The sequence below is a fragment of the Pseudomonas sp. EL_65y_Pfl1_R83 genome, assembly GCF_963970695.1.
In the GTDB taxonomy this organism is placed as follows: domain Bacteria; phylum Pseudomonadota; class Gammaproteobacteria; order Pseudomonadales; family Pseudomonadaceae; genus Aquipseudomonas; species Aquipseudomonas tritici.
Map to the genome: position 1 here is coordinate 31,583 of NZ_CAXAQI010000002.1, position 22,172 is coordinate 53,754.

A 22,172-nucleotide genomic window follows, 5' to 3' on the forward strand; every position below is an offset into this window, starting at 1 on the left:
ACGGGTATCGTTGGTCAAACACTTTCAGTGACTTAATTCTTATGCTCGTAGATTCCCATTGCCACCTTGATCGCCTCGACCTTGCCCAGCACGGCGGCTCCCTTGACGCCGCGCTCGAAGCGGCGCGCCAGCGCGGAGTAGGGCACTTCCTGTGCATCGGCGTCAGCGCTGAAAATGCTGGCGACGTCAAAGCCCTGGCTGATCGCTATGCCGATGTGGATTGTTCGGTGGGTATCCATCCGCTGGACCTCAAGCCCGGTGAAGCCCCAGCCCTCGACTGGCTGCTCGGCGAACTCAATCACCCGCGCGTGGTGGCCATCGGTGAAACCGGCCTGGATTACCACTACGAGCCCGAAGCCGCCGAGTTGCAGCAAGCCTCCTTTCGTTTGCACCTGCAGGCTGCCCAGCAGACCGGTAAACCGGTGATCGTCCACACCCGTGGCGCCCGTGCCGACACCCTGACCCTGCTGCGCGAAGCCGCGCTGCCCCAGGCTGGCGTGTTGCACTGCTTCACCGAAGACTGGGACATGGCCAAGGCGGCCCTGGACCTCGGGTTCTACATTTCCCTGTCGGGCATCGTCACCTTCCGCAATGCTGACGCCCTGCGCGACGTAGCGCGCCAAGTACCGGCCGACCGCCTGCTGGTGGAAACCGACTCGCCGTACCTGGCGCCCATCCCACATCGCGGCAAGCCGAACCTGCCGGAGTATGTGCGCGATGTGGCGGATTACCTGGCGATGCTGCGTGGCGAATCCTACGAGCGCTTTGCCGAACAGACCACCGAGAACTTCAAACGCCTGTTCCCGCTGGCTCATGTGGCCTACTGACGCACAATTTTCAAAAGCTGAAAAATTTCCGCGTAGTGAGCGGGCTTGTGTAGATACCGATGCTGTTGACGCGGCCAAATCGCAGGCAAAAAAAACCCGGGTTCTGGGGGGGTGAATCCGGGCTAAGACCATTAGGAGTAAAACAAGGGCACGCGGTCCGTTGGTACCCAGGTCGGCGCGTCACTTGGGGGAGATGTCACGCCGACAGTTCAAGTATTGATCAGTATCCGATTCAGTCCAGTCGCGACTGGTCGTTTTTTAAACAGATTTGGAATACGCGCGCTTCGCTTGAGTTCTCATCAGGCAGGTGTACGGAGGGAGTTGTTGCGTATTATTTCTGACTGAAATCAATGCAAACGTTGGTGCGCTGAAAGTAAAGTGCGTTACGGGTTCACATAGACATTGCCCAACGACCGTTCAGTCGGGATAATCCCGCGCACTGGGTAAATCGTATCGCCACGTATCCGTGGCCCTGCGCAACCCTCCCTATTTCGACCTCTGCAGACCTCTTTCTCATGCACAAAGAACCCCGTAAGGTCCGTGAGTTTCGCCGCCGTGAGCAGGAAATTCTCGACACCGCACTGAAGTTGTTCCTCGAACAAGGTGAAGACAGCGTCACCGTCGAGATGATTGCGGATGCCGTGGGTATCGGCAAAGGCACGATCTACAAGCACTTCAAGTCCAAGGCCGAGATTTACCTGCGCCTGATGCTCGACTACGAGCGTGATTTGAACGAGTTGCTGCATTCGGCCGATGTGGACAAGGACAAGGAAGCCCTGTCCCGCGCCTACTTCGAGTTCCGGATGCGTGATCCGCAGCGCTATCGCCTGTTCGACCGTTTGGAAGAGAAGGTGGTCAAGGGCCATCAAGTGCCGGAAATGGTCGAGGAGTTGCACAAGATCCGTGCCTCGAACTTCGAACGCCTGACTCTGCTGATCAAGGGCCGCATCAGCGAAGGCAAGCTGGAGGACGTGCCGCCGTATTTCCACTATTGCGCTGCCTGGGCCTTGGTACACGGCGCTGTCGCGCTGTACCACTCGCCGTTCTGGAGCAATGTGCTGGAAGATCAGGAAGGCTTTTTCCAGTTCCTGATGGATATTGGCGTGCGCATGGGCAACAAGCGCAAGCACAGCGCCGAGCAGCCACCGGCTGAAACGCCCGCCACGTAATGATTTGCTGCCACGCGCAGTACCCCAGGAATATACTCAGGCATGGACTCTTGCTAAAAGCTGATTTATCAGTCAGCTTTTAGTGCGCCCGAATCATCCTCTGCCGGAGTGATCCATGATCGTTGATCGTCAAGGCAGGCGTTTTCGCAATTTGCGGATCAGCCTGACCTCAGCCTGCAATTACGCGTGTACCTACTGCGTGCCTAACGGCAAGCGGCTGGTGGCTGCCCAGGACGAACTCTCGGCCGAGGCGATGGCGCGCGGCGTGGCTTATCTTATTGAGGCGGCCGGCATCGACCGCTTGCGCATTACCGGCGGAGAGCCACTGGTCAGCCCCAAGCTGGAAGCCTTCATGGGCGCAGTGGGGCAGATGGGCCTCAGTGACATCAGTTTGACGACCAACGGCCAACTGCTGGCGCGCAAACTGCCGTTGCTGGTGGAGGCCGGGATCAAGCGCATCAATGTCTCCCTCGACACCCTGGATGCGGACGCCTTCCGCAGCATCGCCCGTGGCGGCGACTTGGCCACCGTGCTCGATGGCATGGACCAGGCCCGCGCTGCCGGTATCAAGATCAAAGTCAACATGGTGCCGTTGCGCGGCCAGAATCTTGACCAAGTGATGCCGCTGCTCGACTACTGCCTGGAGCGCGGCTACGAGTTGCGCTTTATCGAGCTGATGCGCATGGGCCACCTGGCCAAGGACTCCAACGCGTTCCTGCAGCAATTTGTCAGCTTGCAGCAACTGCTGAGCCTGATCGGCGAACAGTATGAATACCTGCAAGCCAATGCCCCCGTGGACGCCACCGCCGTACGCTACGAAGTACCGGGCAAGGGTTTCTTTGGCGTGATTGCCAACGAGAGTGTGCCGTTCTGCCGTACCTGTTCACGGCTGCGGTTGTCGTCCACGGGCTGGTTGCATGGCTGCCTGTCGTCGAGCAACCGTCACTATGTCGGCGACCTGCTGGACAAGCCGCGCCATCAAGCACTGCCTGCGCTGCAAGGCCTGTTGATGAAGGCGTTGGGGGATAAACAGGAAGTGGCGTTCTCCGGCGGTGCCACCATCATGAAAATCATTGGCGGCTAACGCGATTTCCTAACTCAACTCAATCCCGCATTTGGTTATGCGTCATCTCTGAGTGGCGCGGATTCTGCATCTCATGCCCATTCGCCGGTTTTCCGTCACCGGCTTCTGGAGGATTAGGATGCGTAGTCTGGTTTTATTGCTGGCGTCGTTGACGCTGAGTGGTTGCATGACCGTCAGCGATATGGCCGAAGGCACTCGCTATCAGATGAGTGATGCCGGCTTGCTCGACCACAGCGACACCCGTCGCACGGCCTCGATTCGCGTGCAGCCGGACTCCTTTATCTTTATCGCCCAGGGTGCCTTCGTACCGCCGGGCAGTGCCTACCCGCGTCCTAACGTGGTGGCAGAGGAAGCCTTCAACGGCTTCGTCGAATACTTCCCCATGGTGCGCCGCGCCCGCCAACCGGAAGGTCTGGAACAGGCAATGTCCGAAGCTCGTGCAGCCGGCGCTCACTACCTGTTGTACTGCCGATTTGCGGCAGCGGATGACCGTATCGGCAATGCCGACGAGTGGGCTGATCAGCAGGCCCTTGACCGGCTTGGCCTGGACAACGGTGTCATCCAGATCATGTTGATCGAGACCAGCACCCAGTATTTGATTGATACTGCACGTATTCGCAGTCGTGGCGGTTTACTGACGTTCCACGACAATAAGCCAGAAGACTTGATTGCCCGCCCCCTGGCGCAGTACGCCCGCGGCCTGCTTGGGATGAGTGATCAATAAGCACCAGGAGAAGCCCATGACCGATTCCGCCAAAGCCAACGATCTGTTGGCCCAACTGCCCAAAGGCAAGGGACCGGCGCCGGTGCATCTGTGGAACCCGGATTTCTGCGGCAATATCGATATGCGTATCGCCCGCGACGGCACCTGGTTCTATCAGGGCACGCCGATCGGGCGTAAGCCGATGGTCAAGCTGTTCTCCAACATCATCCGCCGCGATGGCGATGATTACTTCCTGATCACTCCCGTGGAAAAAGTTGGCATCACCGTCGACGATGCGCCGTTTGTCGCCGTGACCCTGGAAGTCGAAGGGCAGGGCGAAAGCCAGGTATTGCGCTTTACCACCAACGTGGATGAGCAAGTCGAAGCCGGTCTTGAACATCCGTTGCGCGTGGTGGTCGATCCGGTCACCCAGGAGCCCGCGCCCTACATCCGGGTGCGCACCAACCTTGAAGCCTTGGTGCATCGAAACGCGTTCTACCAATTAGTGGAACTGGCGGTGATCCGTCCGATCAACGGTCAGAACTGGCTTGGTGTCTGGAGCGCTGGGGAATTTTTCCGTATTGGGCTGGAGCCTTAGGGCCCGTTTTTTCATGTTCCTGAAATAATTCGCTTGCTGTAAATAACGGCTTTCGGTTATCAATTTGTACATGATTAGACATGTTCGATTTGATAAGAAAAAACGCGTCGTCGACGAGCTTATACGCCGTATCGAGGGCGGAGTGATGGTCGACGGTTTTCTGTTGCCGGGTGAGCACCAATTGGCCGAGGAGTTTGCGGTCAGTCGCGGCACCCTGCGCGAAGCGCTGGCTGAACTCAAGCGGCGTAATTACATAGCGACCCAGAGCGGCGTCGGCTCCATCGTCACCTTTGACGGCATGGTGCTCGACCAACATAGCGGTTGGGCCCAGGCCCTGGCCGACACCGGCGCGCGGGTGAGCACTGATATCCTGCGCCTGGAAGCGGTGACTCGCCCGGACCTGTTCAACCGTTTCGGCAGTGACCAATTCATCGCCCTAGACCGGCGCCGGCGTACTGCCGACGGCACCGCCGTGTCCCTGGAGCGCTCGCTGATGCCAGCCTCCGGAGGCCTGGAGAGCCTGCCTGACGTGGGCCTGATCGATGACTCCCTGACCATCACCCTGGCAGCCTACGGGTATGTCGGGGCCGAAGGTGACCAGTGGATCGGCGCCGAGCCCCTCAGCGATGAAGACGCCGAGTTGCTTGGCCGCCCTACAGGTACGGTGTTCCTCAAGGCGTCGCGCACGACCTACGACCGTCGCGAGCGTTTCATGGAGTACGTCGAAAGCTGGCTCGATCCTCTGCACTTTCGTCTGCACCTGCAGTTTGGACATTCGAAATGACCCCGCACACTCGCGCCCTCGGCGCGTTCTACGGCCTGGCATTGGGCGATGCGCTGGGCATGCCGACCCAATCCTTGAGCCGTGAACAGGTCCGGGCGCGCTTCGGTGCTATCACCGGCCTGGAAGATGCCGATGCTGACCAGCCCATCGCGCCAAACATGCCCGCCGGCTCCATCACCGATGACACCGAGCAGGCGATCCTTGTGGGCGAATTGCTGGTGGAAGGCCAGGGCACGATTGAACCTACCGTGCTCGCACAGCGCCTGATCGACTGGGAGGCAGTCATGCGTGCCAAGGGCTCGCAGGATTTACTCGGCCCATCGACCAAGCGTGCGATCGACATGATCCTCGCCGGCCACACGCCGGAAGAATCCGGGCGCTATGGCACCACCAACGGCGCCGCGATGCGCATCACGCCGGTGGGGATCGCCGCTGATGTCAGCGACCCGGCACCGTTTATCCAGGCGGTGATCCAGGCCTGCCAGGTCACCCATAACACCACCCTGGGTATTTCCAGTGCGGCGGCGGTGGCGGCGGTGGTGTCGGCTGGCATTAATGGCGTGGATTTGGGTGAGGCACTCAATATCGGTATGCAAATCGCCCAACAAGCAGAGCACCACGGACACTGGATCGCCGGCGGGCGTATTTCCACGCGCATCAGTTGGGCGCGGACGTTGAGCGTCGACAGCGGTGACAAGGTCCTGTTCGCCGACCTGCTGTATGAGTTGATTGGCACCTCCGTGGCTTCACAGGAGTCAGTGGTGGTGTCCTTTGCCTTGGCCCAGCAAGTGGCGGTCGGCGAGATAAATGCCTTCGAGGCCCTGTGCCTGGCCGCCAGCCTTGGTGGCGACACCGACACCATCGCCGCGATTCTAGGGGCCATGTTGGGCGCATGCCTGGGCATGCAGTGCTGGCCTGTGGCGATGATCGATCAGGTCAAGCAGGTCAACGGCCTGGATATTCAGCCTCTGGTTCAAGCGCTGCTCAAATTACGCTGAACACCACAGAGCAAAAATGTGGGCGCTGGCTTGCCTGCGATGACGGTGTGCCAGCCATTGATGCGCTCACTGGATAACCGCCTTCGCAGGCAAGCCAGCTCCCACACTGAATCGTGTTGAGTCAGGATGACCGGCTTAGAGGTTGGATTCTTTGCCACAATTACAACAATACAGGCACCAGGAGCGCCCCTCATGAGCAGCACCTCTTCCGGCCAGAGCGCTGGGCAATTGGAAACACGTGGTATCGAACCTGTCCCGGAAAGCGAGTGTAACGGGCACCCGCTGCAACTGTTCTGGGTGTGGTTCGCGGCCAACATCAGCATTCTTGGCTTACCGCTTGGCGCGACGCTGGTGGCGTTTCGAGGCCTGGCGATCTGGCAAGCAATCATCGTGGCGATCCTCGGCGCTGCCGGTTCCTTTGCCGTGGTAGGCATCATCTCCATCGCCGGTCGGCGTGGCCGCGCGCCCAGCCTGACGCTGTCCCGCGCCATCTTTGGCGTGCGCGGCAATATCGGCCCAACGCTGGTGTCGCTGATGTCACGCCTGGGCTGGGAAACCGTCAACACCACCACAGCCGCCTTTGTGCTGCTGTCGTTGAGTTCGATCCTGTTCGGTTCTGCGGTGGAAGCGAAAAGCGCACCGTTACTCACCCTGATATTCATCGCGATCTTCGTGCTGCTGACCCTGGCCGTATCCGGCCTCGGACACGCCACCTTGCTGGTGATCCAGAAGTGGGCCACCTACGTGTTTGGCGCCTTGAACATTCTGGTCGGCGGCTTCCTTTGCGCCACTATCGATTGGAGCGCAGTGTTCAATGCCACGCCGGCACCGCTCAGCGCGATGATCATTGGCGTCGGCACCATGGCCGCGGGCACCGGTATCGGCTGGGCCAATGCCGGCGCCGACATGTCGCGCTACCAGCACCGCAGTGTGAAAGCGGCGCGCCTGGTGGCATCCGCCGCGTTTGGTGCGGGCATCCCGCTGGTGTTGCTGATCACCCTTGGCGGCCTGCTGTCGGTGGGCAATAACGACTTGGCGTCGGCCACTGACCCGATCATCGCGATCCGCGACATGCTGCCGACCTGGATGGCGGTTCCGTACCTGATCACGGCGTTTGGCGGGCTGCTGCTCTCCAACAACCTGTCGGTGTACTCGGCGGGTCTCACCACCTTGACCCTTGGCTTGAAGGTCAAGCGTGTGCACGCGGTGATCGTCGACATTGTGGCAATCTTCGCCGGTTCGATTTACTTCATGCTGATCGCCGACAGTTTCTATGGCCCATTTATCACGTTCATATCGTTGCTGGCGGTGCCGATTACGGCCTGGGTCGGCATTTTCGTGGTCGACCTGATCCACCGTCACTACTACAGCCCCACGGACTTGCTGGACGTGAGCCCAAGCAGCGCCTATTGGTATCGCGGTGGTGTGGAGTGGCGCGCATTCGGCGCCTGGGCCCTGGCGATCGTGTTGGGCTTCAGCTTCACCACTATTGGCACCACCGCCGAAAACATCTGGTTCGCCGGGCCGTTGTCCGACTCGTGGCTGGGCCATAACGGCCTCGGCTGGATCGTTACCTTCCTGGTGGCCGGCGGGGTTTATGCGGCGCTGGGTGGCGCGGCTGACCGTCGCCCGGCTTTGATAGAGAACCCCAATGTCTAGATTGCTGCACACCGGCCAAGTCATCGTCGACCTGGTCATGGCCCTCGATACCTTGCCCGCATCCGGCAGCGACGTGCTGGCGCAATCGGCCAGCTTCGAAACCGGTGGGGGGTTCAATGTGATGGCTGCGGCCAAGCGCAATGGGCTGGCGGTGATCTATCTGGGGTGCCACGGCAACGGGCGCTTTGGCGACCTGGCCCGCGCAGCGATGCTGGCCGAAGGTGTGGAAATCGCCCAGGCGCCCAGCACGGACAAAGACACGGGGCTATGCGTTTCGCTGACCGAGGCCAGCACCGAGCGCACGTTCATTTCCCATATCGGCGCTGAAGGTGATTTGAACGCCGAGGATTTGGCGAGCGTGGTGCCACAATCGGACGATTACGTTTATGTCAGCGGTTACAGCTTGTTGCTGGAAGGCAAGGCCCAGGCGCTGCTCGACTGGCTGCTGACGCTGCCCCGTCACGTCACCGTCGTGTTCGACCCCGGCCCGCTGGTCAAGGCGCCGGATTCTGCACGGATGGTGGCCCTGCTGCCGCGTATCGATATCTGGACCAGCAATGGCCCGGAGGCGCTGGCATTTACGGGGGCAGGTACGTTAACGGAGGCACTGAGCGAGCTGAAGCGTCACCTGCCCGACACTGCCTTGCTGGTGGTGCGCGATGGGCCGAAGGGTTGCTGGGTCAGCGCCGAGGGTGCCGTCGAGCATGTGCCGGGCTTCAAGGTACAGGCGGTGGACAGTAACGGCGCGGGCGATGCGCATGCGGGGGTGTTTATTGCGGGGCTGGCGAACGGACTGGCACCCGCTCAAGCGGCACGGCGGGCAAATGCGGCAGCGGCGTTGGCCGTGACACGTTGGGGCCCGGCTACATCGCCCGGCACCCCTGAAGTCAATGCCCTACTCACTGAATAAACCCAATCAACACTGTGGGAGCCGGGCAAGCCCGGCTCCCACAGTGTTTAGCGGTGTGCCCTACATTACTGGGCGGTCTGACTTTCCAGCTTGCGCGCCTCATCCACCCCGGACGCCGTCAACTTGATCGGCAAGTTCAACGAATACTCCCCGGCCTCATCGGTGGTCACATGCCCATCCTTGATAAGCCCGCGATCCTGCAGAAATGCCAAGGCACTGGCGACCACTTTTTCTCCGCGGTAGTTATCCAGCACTTCCTTGCCCAACCCTTGGGGGTGCGCGTGCAGCAGGCGGGTGAGGACTTCTTTTTCAAGGTCTTTATCGACGTTCATGCATACCTCTTCACTGGGGAATGATCGGGTGTCTTTAGAGCGACTCGCTGTTTATGGCGCAGTTTTTTTCGGCGCGCCTGGCAGGTTCGAATCATCGCTTTTATTGATCGTCGGCTCATTCACGGATGGGCCCATTTTGCCGTTGCCGACGGCGGCAGGCGCCTGGCGTTCGGTGTCGTGGCCTTGGGTGTGCGGGTCAGCGCCATTAGTGTTGTCGATGACCGCGCCGCCATTGGTATCCAGGCCCGTGCCCATGGATTTCTGCGACTCGCTGGTCGCGTCAGGCGTGGTGGTGCCGGTCGACGATGTGGCGGCGAAACTGCTCAGGGACACCGCCGACAGCAGGCCGGTGAGCGCGAGGGCAGCAAACTTGGAATTCTTCATGAGGGTGTCTCCATATGATTAATGTCCTTACCCTCTATTGGTCAGTTGACGTTTCCTGATCGTGCCTTGATGGCGACGAACGGTATCAAGTGACCTGTAAGATTTTGTGTGACGAGACCCGACGCCAGGCCAACCGCGCCACGCTGATCAACCAATTGCAGGTGGCCACCGCCAGCACGCTCATCATCAGTGCCGACAAGCCGTAGTCGACGATGAGCTTGCCCGCCAACCAGGGAAACCCGAAGACCCCGACAAAATACGCCAGGCTGAACAGCAGCAACGCCTGGGACGTCATGCCGGATGGCGCCTCATGGGCTACCAACCCGTTGATCACGGAATACGTCAGGCCGTACCCGACCCCCAGCAGCGCCGCTGCCAGCAAATAGCTGAGGTTTCCGCTCACGCCAAAGGCAAACAGCGCGATCGACCCGAGCATGATCCCGGATAACACGCAGGCCGCCCGGTAAGCATCACGCTTGACCACAAAGCCGGCGATCAACAGGCGACTGGTGATTGCCGCACTCAGGAAACCTGCGAAGAACAGCGAATAATCCAGCCCATGCGCGGCGGCGTAGCTGGTCTGGAACGATGAAAGCCCGCCAAATACGCAACCCCCCAGGCCAACCATCAGGATGGCGAACACCGCTTTGGAAGACAGCACTCGACGGCTGGCACCCCAGGAAATCTTTGCCGTAGGTACGTGGGTGTGATGCTTGAATTGTGCGCCCATGCGCCAGAACATCACGGCACCTGCGAGGCTGGCCAACCCGGCGATATAAAATGCGGTTGTCAGTGGCAGCTCCAGCGCGCTGGCGGCGCGCCCGAGCAGAGGGCCCGCGCCGATCCCGCTCAACATGCTGCCCGACAGCAGCGCAAAGTACTTGGCCCGATGGTGAGGCTCCACCAGCAACGTCACGATGATCGGTCCCAACGTGTAGAACACGCCCCAGCCCAGCCCCAGTGACAGCCCGAAAAGCATCAAGCCTTGACCAAACCCTGGCACCAGCGCAAAACCCAGGCAGGCCACCACCAGCAATACGCCCATTCCCGCAATCGCACGCGCCGCACCCAACGCATCCGCCAAATGCCCGGAAAGCACCACCGCCACAAAGGTACTGAGCATCGCCGTGGAGATCACGCTACCGGCATCGTGCTCATTGCCGCCGCGTGAATGAATCAGCAGTGACAGCAAAAAGGTCGAGCCGTAGGACAGCGACAGCAGGAAACTGGCAAGGCAGAACAGCGCGAAGGTTTTCGCGCTCACCGAGGGCATCGCAGGCATGGGCACGTCTCGAATCGTTGGAGGTGTGCCGTCTGTTTACCATGCATGCCTGCGCGGATTGTTCTGTGGTTGATGGTGCTCGCATTGCTCCACAGCGGAGTAAAGCGCCCCGGCCCCGGTGAAAATGCACTGCAATCAGTCATGAAAGCGCCTTAGTATGTGTGCTTTGAAATTGCCAAGGCTCGCCCATGACCATCGAGATTCGCCCCGCCGTGCCCAGCGATGCTGCGCAGATCCTGACGTTCATCACTGAATTGGCTGAGTACGAAAAAGCCCGGCATGAGGTGATCGCCAGCGTGGTGGACATTGAGCGCAGCCTGTTCAGCGAGGGCGCCACCGCCCACGGCCTGATCTGCTCTCGCGATGGCGTGCCGATTGGGTTCGCGGTATTTTTCTTCAGCTATTCCACGTGGTTGGGCAGCAACTGCCTGTACCTGGAAGACCTCTACATCAACCCGGAGCAACGCGGCGGCGGGGCGGGCAAGAAGCTGCTGCGCCACCTGGCGAAGATTGCTTTTGATAACGGTTGCGGGCGCTTTGAGTGGAGCGTGCTGGACTGGAATGAGCCGGCGATTGCCTTCTACAAATCCATCGGCGCGCAGCCGCAGGAAGAGTGGGTGCGCTATCGCATGGAAGGCGACGCACTACGAGACTTCGCCCTCGGCTAGCACCCTTCTGTAACCACTGAAGATCAAAATGTGGGAGCGGGCTTGCTCGCGAATGCAGTGGATCAGTCGACATTTTTGGTGACTGACACACCGCATTCGCGAGCAAGCCCGCTCCCACATTATTTTTGTGTCTCTCTCACTATATGGGATGCAAATTTATATATTGAGATGTTTCAAATGATAGGTTTATAGTCGGCTGCATCAGCACTCACTACCAAAAATAAAACAGGTGAAGCGATGCAGGCACAACCGTTGTCACTCCCCGCCGTGCCCGAGCCCACCTACGGCGAGCGGCTCAAAGGCAAGGTGGTGATCATCACTGGCGCCGCCCAAGGCATTGGCGAGGCCATCGTCGCGTGTTTCCAGGCTCAGCAGGCGCGCCTGGTCATCGCCGATATCCAGAGTGAGAAGGTCGAGCAAGTCGCCGCCCACTGGCGTGAACGCGGTGCTGACATCTACGCGCAAGCCGTCGACATTACGTCTAAAGATCAATGGCAGGCGCTGGTCGATCTGACCCTCGAGCGCTTCGGCCGCGTGGATGTGCTGGTCAACTGCGCCGGGGTCAATGTGTTCCGCGACCCGCTGGAAATGACCGACGAAGACTGGCGCCGCTGCTTCGCCATCGACCTCGACGGCGCCTGGTACGGCTGCCGCTCGGTGTTGCCGCACATGATCGAGCAGGGCATCGGCAGCATCATCAACATCGCGTCTACCCATTCCAGTCACATCATTCCCGGCTGCTTCCCCTATCCCGTGGCCAAACACGGCCTGCTCGGCCTTACGCGTGCCCTCGGCATCGAGTACGCGCCCAAGGGCATTCGTGTGAATGCCATCGCGCCGGGCTATATCGAAACCCAGCTCAACGTCGATTACTGGAACGGCTTCGCCGACCCCCACGCCGAGCGCCAGCGCGCCTTCGACCTGCACCCGCCCAAGCGCATCGGCCAGCCGATCGAGGTGGCGATGACTGCATTGTTCCTGGCGACCGACGAGGCGCCCTTTATCAATGCCACCTGCCTGATGATCGATGGCGGGCGGTCTGTGATGTACCACGACTAAAACCTGCAGCGCTCAATAACAACAAGAGGTAGCTCATGTTCAAGAAAACTCTAGGCGCAGTAGCGCTTGCGATGGCGTTCAGCGGCGTGGCATTGGCCGAGGAAGTGAAGATCGGCTTTCTGGTCAAGCAGGCCGAAGAACCCTGGTTTCAGACCGAATGGGCCTTCGCCGAAAAAGCCGGTAAGGAACACGGTTTTACCGTGATCAAGATCGCCGTACCGGATGGCGAGAAAACCCTCTCGGCCATCGACAGCCTGGCCGCTAATGGCGCCAAGGGCTTTGTGATCTGCCCGCCGGACGTGTCCCTGGGCCCGGCCATTGTTGCCAAGGCCAAGGTCAACGGCTTGAAGGTGATGGCGGTGGACGATCGCTTTGTCGATGCCAAGGGCAACTTCATGGAAGACGTGCCTTACCTGGGCATGGCCGCCTTTGAAGTCGGCCAGAAACAGGGCGCCGCCATGGCCGCCGAAGCGAAAAAACGCGGCTGGGACTGGAAAGAAACCTACGCTGTGATCAACACCTACAACGAACTCGACACCGGCAAAAAACGCACCGACGGTTCGATCAAATCCCTTGAAGAGGCGGGCATTCCCAAAGCCCACATCCTGACCGCCGCTCTCAAGACCCTTGATGTTCCCGGCAGCATGGACGCCACCAACTCAGCCCTGGTCAAGCTGCCCAGCGGCGCGAAGAACCTGATCATCGGCGGCATGAACGACAACACCGTACTGGGCGGCGTGCGCGCCACCGAAAGCGCCGGCTTCAAGGCGGCCAACGTGATCGGCATCGGCATCAATGGCACTGACGCCATCGGCGAATTGAAGAAAGCCGACAGTGGCTTCTTTGGTTCGATGCTGCCCAGCCCGCACATTGAGGGCTACAACACTGCGCTGGCGATGTACGAGTGGGTCACCACCGGCAAGGAACCGGCGAAATACACCGCCATGGACGAAGTCACCTTGATCACCCGTGCCAACTTTCAGGAAGAGCTGACCAAAATCGGGCTGTGGAAATGACCGGCGCGGCCTTGCGCTTCAACGGTATCGGCAAGGAGTTTCCTGGGGTCAAGGCCCTGGCGCAGATCAGCTTTGAAGCGCGGCCGCGCGAGGTGCACGCGCTGATGGGCGAGAACGGCGCGGGCAAGTCGACGCTGCTGAAAATTCTCGGTGGTGCCTACATCCCCAACAGCGGCACGCTGCAAATCGGCGAGCAGACCATGGCCTTCAAGTGCGCGGCCGACAGCATCGCCAGCGGCGTGGCGGTGATCCACCAGGAGCTGCATCTGGTGCCGGAAATGACCGTGGCCGAGAACCTGTTCCTTGGGCATTTGCCGTCGCGTTTTGGGGTGGTCAATCGGGCGCTGCTGCGCAAGCAGGCCTTGGCTTGCCTCAAGGGGCTGGCGGATGAAATCGACCCGGATGAAAAGCTCGGCCGCCTGTCCCTGGGGCAGCGCCAACTGGTGGAAATCGCCAAGGCGTTGTCCCGTGGTGCGCATGTGATCGCGTTTGATGAACCCACCAGCAGCCTGTCGGCGCGGGAGATCGACCGCTTGATGGCGATCATCACGCGCCTGCGCGATGAGGGCAAAGTGGTGCTCTACGTGTCGCACCGCATGGAAGAAGTGTTCCGCATCTGCAACGCGGTCACGGTGTTCAAGGACGGCCGCTACGTGCGCACCTTCGAGGACATGAGCGCGCTGACCCATGACCAGTTGGTGACCTGCATGGTTGGTCGCGATATCCAGGATATCTACGACTACCGTTCGCGTGAACGCGGCGAAGTGGCACTCAAGGTCCAGGGGCTGCTCGGTCCAGGGCTGCGTGAGCCTGTCAGTTTTCAGGTCCACAAGGGCGAGATTCTCGGCCTGTTCGGGCTGGTAGGGGCGGGGCGTACCGAGCTGTTTCGGCTTTTAAGCGGATTAACGCGTACGACCGCAGGGCAGCTGGAACTGTGCGGCAAAAAACTGCAACTGCGCTCACCGCGCGATGCCATCGCCGCCGGCGTGCTGCTGTGCCCGGAAGACCGCAAGAAGGAAGGCATCATTGCGCTGTCCAGCGTGGCCGAGAACATCAATATCAGCGCACGCGGTGCCCATTGCGCCTTTGGCTGGCTACTGCGGGACGGCTGGGAAACGCGCAATGCCGACCAGCAAATCAAGGCAATGAAAGTCAAAACGCCTAACGCTGAACAGAAAATCATGTACCTGTCCGGTGGCAATCAGCAGAAGGCCATTCTCGGCCGCTGGCTGTCGATGCCGATGAAAGTGCTGCTGCTGGATGAGCCGACTCGGGGTATTGATATCGGCGCCAAGTCGGAGATCTACCAGATCATCCATAACCTCGCGGCCAGCGGCATCGCGGTGATTGTGGTGTCCAGCGACCTGATGGAAGTGATGGGTATCTCCGACCGCATCCTGGCGATGAGCGAAGGCGCCCTGACCGGCGAGGTGGCCCGCGATCAGGCGGATGAAGCACGGCTGTTGCAACTGGCTCTCCCGCGTTCGCGGGCTTGAAGAATTCGAGGTGAATGATGTCTGAGGTAAAAACTGCAAAGGGCTTCTGGCCGGGTTTCAACCAGCGCAAGTTCCTGGACGATTGGGTGATGCTGTTGGCGGCACTCGGCATCTTTGTGCTCAGCGCGCTGTTTATCGACAACTTCCTTTCTCCGCTGAATATGCGCGGGCTGGGCCTGGCTATTTCTACGGTGGGCATTGCGGCGTGCACCATGCTGTTCTGCCTGGCGTCGGGGCATTTCGACTTGTCGGTGGGCTCGGTGATCGCCTGCGCCGGCGTCGTCGCGGGCATTGTGATTCGTGACACCGACAGCGTGCTCCTTGGCGTATCGGCGGCCTTGGCCATGGGCCTGGTGGTAGGGCTGATCAACGGCATCGTCATCGCCAAGCTGCGCATCAACGCGTTGATCGCGACGTTGGCGACCATGCAGATCGTGCGTGGGCTGGCGTACATCTTCTCCAACGGCAAGGCGGTTGGCGTGATGAACGAAGACTTCTTCGTCTTTGGCAGCGGCCAGCTGTTGGGTGTGCCGGTGCCGATCATCATCACCGTGCTGTGCTTTATATTCTTCGGCTGGCTGCTCAACTACACCACCTACGGGCGCAACACCATGGCCATCGGCGGTAACCAGGAAGCCGCGTTGCTGGCCGGGGTGAACGTTGACCGGACCAAGATCATCATCTTTGCCGTGCATGGTTTGATTGGCGCCTTGGCCGGGGTGATTCTTGCGTCGCGCATGACCTCAGGCCAGCCAATGATTGGCCAGGGTTTTGAGCTGACGGTGATTTCGGCTTGCGTGCTGGGCGGGGTGTCGTTGAGCGGCGGCATCGGCATGATCCGCCATGTGATTGCGGGTGTGCTGATCTTAGCGATCATCGAGAATGCGATGAACCTGAAGAACATCGACACGTTTTACCAGTACGTGATCCGGGGCTCGATCCTGTTGCTGGCCGTCATCATCGACCGCATGAAGCAACGCTAACGTCACAGTCTAAAAGACGCTGGAAATCTAATGTGGGAGCGAGCAAGTCGAACCGCCGCTCCCACATTTGGATCTCCACAGTATTGAGGTTCAGCTTTTGCCATAATGGCGCCGTTTTCGTACTTCCCAATAGGCCCGATATGCAGGAAAACGCCCACACCCCCGCCAAAGACACCGCCCCCACCGGTACCCAGACCCTGCTGCGTGGCCTGGGCGTGGTACAGGCAGTGGCGGCCGGTGCGCGGGATCTGAAAGAGATCGCCCGGCGCATCGGCACCACCCGCAGCACCACCCACCGCCTGGCCAGTTGCCTGGTGGACGAGCGTTACCTGCGCGTGGTGCCCCAGGTTGGTTACCTGCTGGGGCCGAAGTTGATCGAACTGGGTTTTCAAGCGCGGGAAGAGTTGCCATTGGTGACCCTGGCCATCCCGTATCTGGACGAGCTGTCGGCCCTGACCGGTGACACCATTCACCTGGCTATTCGCGAATACGACGACGTGCTTTACCTGCACAAGAACCCTGGCCGCTACGGCCCGGAAATGCGTTCGCGGGTCGGTCATCGCATGCCGCTGGCACGGACCGGGGTTGGCAAGGCGATGTTGCTGGATGACTCGGCTGAGGAATGGCGGCGTCTCTACGAAGCCAGCTTGCCGGAGGGTGGCAAGAACCTGCAATGGCCGCAGCACCCGGAGCAATCCTGGGCGCAGTTCGAGCAGCGCATGCGTGAATACGTGGTGGGCGGTTATGCGTTCGACCTGGAAGACAACGAACCGTCGATCCGGTGCGTGGCCGCACCGGTGCGCGATGCCAGCCGGCGAATCGTCGCCGGCATCAGCATCGCCAGTACCGTGCCCTACATGCCGCTGGAAAAAATGGCCGAGCTGATTCCTGTGATCAAACAGGTCGCAGCGCGCCTCTCCGCGGAATTGGGCGCAAGAACCTGACCCCCCGTAGCAGCTGTCGAGCGCCAGCGAGGCTGCGTTCGCGGTGTACCTGACACGCCGCAGCCTCGCCAAGGCTCGCCAGCTGCTACGGGCGAGCGTCGTTTGGTTAGACCTTCAAGGTCGCCATGTCGATGACAAAGCGGTACTTCACATCGCCCGCGATCATGCGGCTGTAGGCTTCGTTGATGTTGCGGATATCGAGCATCTCGATGTCACAGCTGATGCCGTGCTCGGCGCAGAAATCCAGGACTTCCTGGGTTTCGGCAATGCCACCGATCAACGAACCCGCCAGCACTTTGCGGCCCATGATCAGCTTGGCGGCGTTGACCGGCGGGTCGATCGGTTCGATCAGGCCGACCAGGATGTGCACGCCGTCAAAGCGCAATACGTCGAGGTAGGGGTTGAGGTCGTGTTGCACCGGGATGGTGTCCAGCAGGAAGTCGAAGTGCCCGGCGGCGGCTTTCATCTGCTCGGCGTCGGTGGACACGATCACGTGATCGGCGCCCTGGCGACGACCTTCTTCGGCCTTGCTCGCGGAGCGGGTGAACAAGGTCACTTGCGCGCCAATCGCCTTGGCCAGCTTGATGCCCATATGGCCCAGGCCGCCCATGCCCAATACGCCCACTTTATCGCCGGCCTTGATGCCGTAGTGCTTGATCGGCGAGTACATGGTGACGCCGGCGCACAGGATCGGCGCGGCGCTGGCCAGGTCGAGCTTGGCTGGGATCTTCACCACGAAGTGCTCGCTGACCACGATGCTGTCCGAGTAGCCGCCCATGGTGTTGCTGCCGTCGACGCGGTCCGGGGTGGCGTAGGTCATGGTTGGACCTTCGAGGCAGTATTGCTCCAGGTCGGCTTTGCACGCGTCGCAGTGACGGCACGAGTCGACCATGCAGCCCACGCCGACCAAGTCGCCGACCTTATGCGCGGTCACGTTGGCGCCGACGGCGGTGACCTTGCCGACAATCTCGTGGCCCGGCATCAGCGGGTACACGGCGATGCCCCATTCGTTGCGCGCCTGGTGGATATCGGAGTGACAAACGCCGCAGTACAGGATCTCGATAGCCACGTCATCCACGCGCGGGCTGCGACGTTGGAAGGACATGGGGGCGAGGGGAGTGGTGGCCGACTGGGCGGCGTAACCGATGGCGGTGTACATGGGGGAACCTCGCAAAAGCAATCACAGGAGAGGCCGCGCATTTTCCGCGCCGAGCCTTGATGCGGCCATGGCGATTGCTCCGAGTCTCATGCCTATTTGTCCGGGAGTGCCCCTTGATTGGATTTTTGTGTCGCCAGACCTGCGATGATGTTCTCATCCCTTTTTTACGAAGTTTTTGCCATGTTGTTGACTCGCCATCTCGACGCCAACGCCACGCTGGTTTCCCTGATTGAAGGCCTCACGCCGCGTGACGGTTTTTCTCCCACCCACCTGCCCGGCGTGCAGGTGCTGCGCGCCAGTTGCGACGTGGCGCGCGGGCCGCAGATCTATGAGCCGAGCCTGATGTTTGTGGCTCAGGGCAGCAAGGTCGCCTACCTGGGCCCGCGTACGCTGGAGTATGGCGCCGGGCATTACCTGATTCAGGCGATGCCGGTACCGTTCGAGTGCGAGACGTTTGCCATGGCGCCGGATGCACCGCTTTTGGGTGTGACGGTGGGGATCGATCGTGTGGTGCTGGGCGAGCTGGTGATGGCCATGGGCATTCAGGCCGGGCCGCCGCCGACGGCGCAGACGCTGGAGTCGATGAGTTCGGTGGTGCTTGATGATGCCATGCGCGGGTGTGTCGAACGGCTGTTGCAGTGCCTGCACGATCCGCTGGAAAGCCGGATCATGGGCCCGGCGCGGGTGCGCGAGTTATTGTTCACCGCGTTGCGCGGGCCGCAGGCCGATGTGCTGCGTGCGCTGGTCGAACAGCAAGGGCAGTTCTCGCGAATTGCCACGTCACTGAATCACCTGCATGCGCATTACGCCGAGCCGCTGAACATCGAGACGCTGGCGGGCTATGCGCACATGAGCGCGTCGACTTTTCATGAGCACTTCAAGCGCTGCACGCTGTTGTCGCCGGTGCAATATCTGAAGCGTTTGCGCTTGCTCAAGGCCCAGCAGTTGCTGCTGGTGGAAGGGATGGGTGTGGCGCAGGCGGCGCACAGCGTGGGGTATCAGAGTACATCGCAGTTCAGCCGGGAATATAAGCGCTACTTCGAGCGTAATCCCGGGGAAGAGCGGGCCGCATAAATCTTATTGATTCAACCCGGTCAGTATGGGAGCAGGCAAGCCAGCTCCCACATTTTGACCGAGTCGAGCACAAAAAAGGCCCTCGCACTGAGGGCCTCGTTGTTCAAGCAGCTGACTTACATGTTCGGATAAGTCGGCCCACCCGCGCCTTCCGGCGTCACCCAGGTAATGTTCTGCGAAGGGTCCTTGATGTCACAGGTCTTGCAGTGCACACAGTTCTGGGCGTTGATCTGGAAGCGCTTCTCGCCGTCTTCCTGGGTGATCACCTCATACACACCCGCCGGGCAGTAGCGCTGCGCCGGTTCATCGTAGAGCGGCAGGTTGGTGCCGATTGGGATGCTCGGGTCTTTCAACTTCAAGTGGCACGGCTGCTCTTCTTCATGGTTGGTACCGGAGATGAACACCGAGCTCAGTTTGTCGAAGCTCAGCTTGCCGTCAGGTTTCGGGTAGTTGATCCGGGTGCTGTCCTTGGCCAGCTTGAGGCAGGCGTAGTCCGGCTTGGTGTCGTGCAGGGTGAACGGCATTTTGCCGCCGAGGATGTTCTGGTCGAACCAGTTGAAGCCCGCGCCGATGATCGGGCCGAACTTGTGCATCGCCGGGCCGAAGTTACGGCTGGCGAACAGTTCCTCATAAAGCCAGCTGGACTTGAAGTTGTCGACGTAAGCGGTCAGTTCATCACCGCCTTCGGACTCGGCAAACAGGCGGTCGGCCACGGCGTCGGCGGCGAGCATGCCGGACTTCATCGCGGTGTGGCTGCCTTTGATCTTGGCCACGTTCATGGTGCCCAGGTCGCAACCGATCAGTGCGCCGCCCTTGAAGATCATCTTCGGTAGCGAATTGATGCCGCCTTTGGCCAAGGCGCGTGCGCCGTAGCTGATGCGCTTGCCACCTTCCAGGTACTGGGCAAGCACCGGGTGATGCTTGAGGCGCTGGAACTCATCGAACGGCGACAGAAAGGTATTGCTGTAAGACAGGTCGACAATCAGGCCGACAACCACCTGGTTGTTTTCCAGGTGATACAGGAACGAGCCACCGGTGTTCTCGTTGCCCATGATGTCCAGCGGCCAGCCGGCGGTGTGCACCACCAGGCCGGGTTGATGCTTGGCCGGGTCGATCTCCCAGATTTCCTTCAGGCCGATGCCGTAGTGCTGGGCGTCGGCATCGCTGGCCAGGTTAAAACGTTCGATGAGTTGCTTGCCGATGTGGCCACGGCAGCCTTCGGCGAACAGCGTGTATTTGCCACGCAGTTCCATACCCGGGGTGTATACGCCTTCTTTTGGATTGCCTTCGCGGTCGACGCCGAGGTCACCGGTGATAATCCCGCGCACCACGCCGTTCTCGTCGAACAGCGCTTCCTGTGCTGCAAAGCCTGGGTAGACTTCCACGCCCAGGTTCTCGGCCTGCTGGGCCAGCCAGCGGCACAGGTTGCCCAGGGAGATGATGTAGTTGCCTTCGTTGTGCATGGTCTTGGGCACAAAAAAGTCAGGCACCTTGGTGGAAGCGTCCGGGCTGCGCAGTACATAAATGTCATCGCGCACCACGGGGGTGTTGAGCGGGGCACCGAGTGCTTTCCAGTCCGGGAACAGTTCGTTCAGGGCGCGTGGTTCAAACACGGCACCGGAGAGGATGTGTGCGCCGACTTCGGAGCCTTTTTCAACCACGCAGACGCTGATTTCCTTACCGGCTTCGGCGGCCTTCTGCTTCAGTCGGCAGGCGGCAGACAGACCCGCCGGGCCAGCGCCGACGATGACCACGTCGAATTCCATGTATTCGCGTTCCACAGGCTATCTCCTACTCAAGGCTCAACAGGCTTTTTTTTCTAATGGGTGGAGGTTCGGTGTCGTCCGGCGCGAGGGCCGGACCCACCTTTCTCTCTAGGTGGCGCATTATATATAGACCACTGCTAGCGTCCAATACAAACGTTTGTTTGAATTGCCCGCAGGCTAGGTAAATCAAAGAGGCGCGGCTTATGACTGGCTATTTTGCCGTATTGACCAGAATAGGTGTTCCGGTCAATATACGGTCGGTTTCGCGCTTACCGTAGGCAGACTGCAGGTTTCAAGAGCACGTCCAAAAGCAAGACAGGTGACGCGCGCCCAAACGTTGGCGCGCAGTTTACACGCTGCGATAAAGAATGACCTCTCAGTCACCACTGACGAACGGTCATCATTTCCCGTGAGCCAGGTCACTCGCCGAGGCTTTTGGAGGTGCCCTTGTGTGCCGATGAGCATCAACCGCCAGGTTCGCCTAGGCGACTTTCTTTTCACCGGAGAGTAACGAGGAATCCATGAAGGTTCTTGTAGCTGTCAAACGCGTTGTCGATTACAACGTGAAAGTTCGCGTCAAGGCGGACAATTCCGGCGTCGACCTTGCTAACGTCAAAATGTCGATGAACCCTTTCTGCGAAATCGCTGTGGAAGAAGCCGTCCGCCTGAAAGAGAAAGGCGTGGCGACTGAAATCGTCGTGGTTTCCATCGGCCCTACCACTGCTCAAGAGCAGCTGCGTACCGCCCTGGCACTGGGCGCCGACCGCGCTATCCTGGTCGAGTCCGCTGAAGACCTGACCTCCCTGGCCGTGGCCAAGCTGCTCAAGGCGGTTGTCGACAAGGAACAGCCTCAGTTGGTGATCCTCGGCAAACAAGCCATCGACAGCGACAACAACCAGACCGGCCAGATGCTGGCTGCACTGACTGGTTACGGCCAAGGCACCTTCGCCTCGAAAGTCGAAGTGAGTGGCGACAGCGTGGCGGTGACCCGTGAAATCGACGGCGGCGCACAGACCGTTTCGCTGAAACTGCCGGCCATCGTGACCACCGACCTGCGTTTGAACGAGCCGCGCTACGCGTCCCTGCCAAACATCATGAAAGCCAAGAAGAAGCCTCTCGAAGTGCTGACGCCTGACGCTTTGGGCGTTTCCACCGCCTCCACCAACAAGACTGTAAAAGTTGAAGCGCCGGCTGCTCGCAGCGCAGGCATCAAGGTCAAGTCGGTGGCAGAATTGGTCGAGAAACTGAAAAACGAAGCGAAGGTGCTTTGAATTGGA

General features: G+C 60.2%; 22 protein-coding genes. 17 read left to right on the forward strand and 5 right to left on the reverse strand.

Annotated features, from left to right (window positions below; translation table 11 throughout):
- Window positions 1–41 precede the first annotated feature (41 nt).
- From AACY08_RS02360 to AACY08_RS02400, 9 genes are all read left to right on the forward strand, one after another.
- Window positions 42–827: a TatD family hydrolase gene (locus AACY08_RS02360; RefSeq protein ID WP_339467787.1), complete on the forward strand. Its 786-nt coding sequence runs from the start codon at window positions 42–44 to the stop codon at window positions 825–827.
- Between the two features lie 515 nt (window positions 828–1,342).
- Window positions 1,343–1,996: a TetR/AcrR family transcriptional regulator gene (locus AACY08_RS02365; RefSeq protein ID WP_010208394.1), complete on the forward strand. Its 654-nt coding sequence runs from the start codon at window positions 1,343–1,345 to the stop codon at window positions 1,994–1,996.
- Window positions 1,997–2,111: 115 nt separating this feature from the next.
- Window positions 2,112–3,080 (forward strand): GTP 3',8-cyclase MoaA, encoded by a 969-nt coding sequence (locus AACY08_RS02370; RefSeq protein ID WP_339467789.1) that lies wholly within the window; start codon window positions 2,112–2,114, stop codon window positions 3,078–3,080.
- A 118-nt stretch (window positions 3,081–3,198) separates the two neighbouring features.
- Complete coding sequence (locus tag AACY08_RS02375; RefSeq protein ID WP_339467791.1) at window positions 3,199–3,804, forward strand: DUF4823 domain-containing protein; 606 nt, start codon at window positions 3,199–3,201, stop codon at window positions 3,802–3,804.
- 16 nt (window positions 3,805–3,820) lie between these two features.
- On the forward strand, window positions 3,821–4,381 hold the full coding sequence (locus AACY08_RS02380; RefSeq protein WP_339467793.1) for a DUF1285 domain-containing protein: 561 nt from the start codon (window positions 3,821–3,823) through the stop codon (window positions 4,379–4,381).
- A gap of 70 nt (window positions 4,382–4,451) precedes the next feature.
- Window positions 4,452–5,165, forward strand: coding sequence for a GntR family transcriptional regulator (locus tag AACY08_RS02385; RefSeq protein ID WP_339467795.1), 714 nt, complete (start codon window positions 4,452–4,454; stop codon window positions 5,163–5,165).
- Window positions 5,162–6,163, forward strand: coding sequence for an ADP-ribosylglycohydrolase family protein (locus AACY08_RS02390; RefSeq protein WP_339467797.1), 1,002 nt, complete (start codon window positions 5,162–5,164; stop codon window positions 6,161–6,163). Before AACY08_RS02385 ends, AACY08_RS02390 begins: the two co-directional genes overlap by 4 nt.
- Window positions 6,164–6,355: 192 nt before the next feature.
- Window positions 6,356–7,822 (forward strand): purine-cytosine permease family protein, encoded by a 1,467-nt coding sequence (locus AACY08_RS02395; protein WP_339467799.1) that lies wholly within the window; start codon window positions 6,356–6,358, stop codon window positions 7,820–7,822.
- Window positions 7,815–8,732: a PfkB family carbohydrate kinase gene (locus AACY08_RS02400; RefSeq protein ID WP_339467801.1), complete on the forward strand. Its 918-nt coding sequence runs from the start codon at window positions 7,815–7,817 to the stop codon at window positions 8,730–8,732. The genes AACY08_RS02395 and AACY08_RS02400 overlap by 8 nt, the downstream gene beginning before the upstream one ends.
- A 65-nt stretch (window positions 8,733–8,797) precedes the next feature.
- Here the strand turns inward: AACY08_RS02400 and AACY08_RS02405 are convergent, their stop codons facing one another.
- The 3 genes from AACY08_RS02405 to AACY08_RS02415 form a co-directional block, all read right to left on the reverse strand.
- A complete protein-coding gene (locus AACY08_RS02405) occupies window positions 8,798–9,064 on the reverse strand; it encodes a hypothetical protein (protein WP_339467803.1) in 267 nt (88 codons plus the stop codon).
- 51 nt (window positions 9,065–9,115) lie between these two features.
- Window positions 9,116–9,448: a hypothetical protein gene (locus tag AACY08_RS02410; protein ID WP_339467805.1), complete on the reverse strand. Its 333-nt coding sequence runs from the start codon at window positions 9,446–9,448 to the stop codon at window positions 9,116–9,118.
- An 85-nt stretch (window positions 9,449–9,533) separates the two neighbouring features.
- Window positions 9,534–10,730 (reverse strand): MFS transporter, encoded by a 1,197-nt coding sequence (locus AACY08_RS02415; protein ID WP_339467807.1) that lies wholly within the window; start codon window positions 10,728–10,730, stop codon window positions 9,534–9,536.
- Between the two features lie 188 nt (window positions 10,731–10,918).
- Between AACY08_RS02415 and AACY08_RS02420 the strand changes: the two genes are divergently transcribed.
- The 6 genes from AACY08_RS02420 to AACY08_RS02445 all read left to right on the forward strand — a co-directional run bounded on the left by AACY08_RS02420 (window position 10,919) and on the right by AACY08_RS02445 (window position 16,896).
- Window positions 10,919–11,398: a GNAT family N-acetyltransferase gene (locus AACY08_RS02420; RefSeq protein ID WP_034099874.1), complete on the forward strand. Its 480-nt coding sequence runs from the start codon at window positions 10,919–10,921 to the stop codon at window positions 11,396–11,398.
- Between the two features lie 237 nt (window positions 11,399–11,635).
- A complete protein-coding gene (locus AACY08_RS02425; protein WP_339467809.1) occupies window positions 11,636–12,457 on the forward strand; it encodes an SDR family oxidoreductase in 822 nt (273 codons plus the stop codon).
- Window positions 12,458–12,492: 35 nt separating this feature from the next.
- Window positions 12,493–13,473, forward strand: a complete 981-nt coding sequence (locus tag AACY08_RS02430; protein WP_339467811.1) for a substrate-binding domain-containing protein — start codon at window positions 12,493–12,495, stop codon at window positions 13,471–13,473.
- The gene (araG, locus tag AACY08_RS02435; protein ID WP_339467813.1) at window positions 13,470–14,969 is read left to right on the forward strand and encodes an L-arabinose ABC transporter ATP-binding protein AraG; all 1,500 of its coding nucleotides are present in this window, start codon (window positions 13,470–13,472) and stop codon (window positions 14,967–14,969) included. The genes AACY08_RS02430 and araG overlap by 4 nt, the downstream gene beginning before the upstream one ends.
- 17 nt (window positions 14,970–14,986) lie before the next feature.
- Entirely contained in the window at window positions 14,987–15,952 is a 966-nt protein-coding gene (gene araH / locus AACY08_RS02440) for an L-arabinose ABC transporter permease AraH (RefSeq protein ID WP_339418886.1), read from the forward strand.
- A gap of 140 nt (window positions 15,953–16,092) precedes the next feature.
- Window positions 16,093–16,896, forward strand: coding sequence for an IclR family transcriptional regulator (locus AACY08_RS02445; protein WP_339436497.1), 804 nt, complete (start codon window positions 16,093–16,095; stop codon window positions 16,894–16,896).
- A gap of 106 nt (window positions 16,897–17,002) precedes the next feature.
- Here AACY08_RS02445 and AACY08_RS02450 read toward each other — a convergent pair whose 3' ends face one another.
- Entirely contained in the window at window positions 17,003–18,055 is a 1,053-nt protein-coding gene (locus AACY08_RS02450; protein WP_339418883.1) for an NAD(P)-dependent alcohol dehydrogenase, read from the reverse strand.
- Between the two features lie 180 nt (window positions 18,056–18,235).
- Here AACY08_RS02450 and AACY08_RS02455 point away from each other — a divergent pair, with 180 nt between their 5' ends.
- A complete protein-coding gene (locus tag AACY08_RS02455) occupies window positions 18,236–19,129 on the forward strand; it encodes an AraC family transcriptional regulator (protein ID WP_049711947.1) in 894 nt (297 codons plus the stop codon).
- A gap of 116 nt (window positions 19,130–19,245) precedes the next feature.
- On the opposite strand, the gene AACY08_RS02460 is transcribed toward AACY08_RS02455, so the two are convergent.
- Window positions 19,246–20,910, reverse strand: a complete 1,665-nt coding sequence (locus tag AACY08_RS02460) for an electron transfer flavoprotein-ubiquinone oxidoreductase (protein ID WP_339418880.1) — start codon at window positions 20,908–20,910, stop codon at window positions 19,246–19,248.
- 506 nt (window positions 20,911–21,416) lie between these two features.
- Here AACY08_RS02460 and AACY08_RS02465 point away from each other — a divergent pair.
- The gene (locus tag AACY08_RS02465) at window positions 21,417–22,166 is read left to right on the forward strand and encodes an electron transfer flavoprotein subunit beta/FixA family protein (RefSeq protein ID WP_339418878.1); all 750 of its coding nucleotides are present in this window, start codon (window positions 21,417–21,419) and stop codon (window positions 22,164–22,166) included.
- The last annotated feature ends 6 nt before the right edge of the window (window positions 22,167–22,172 follow it).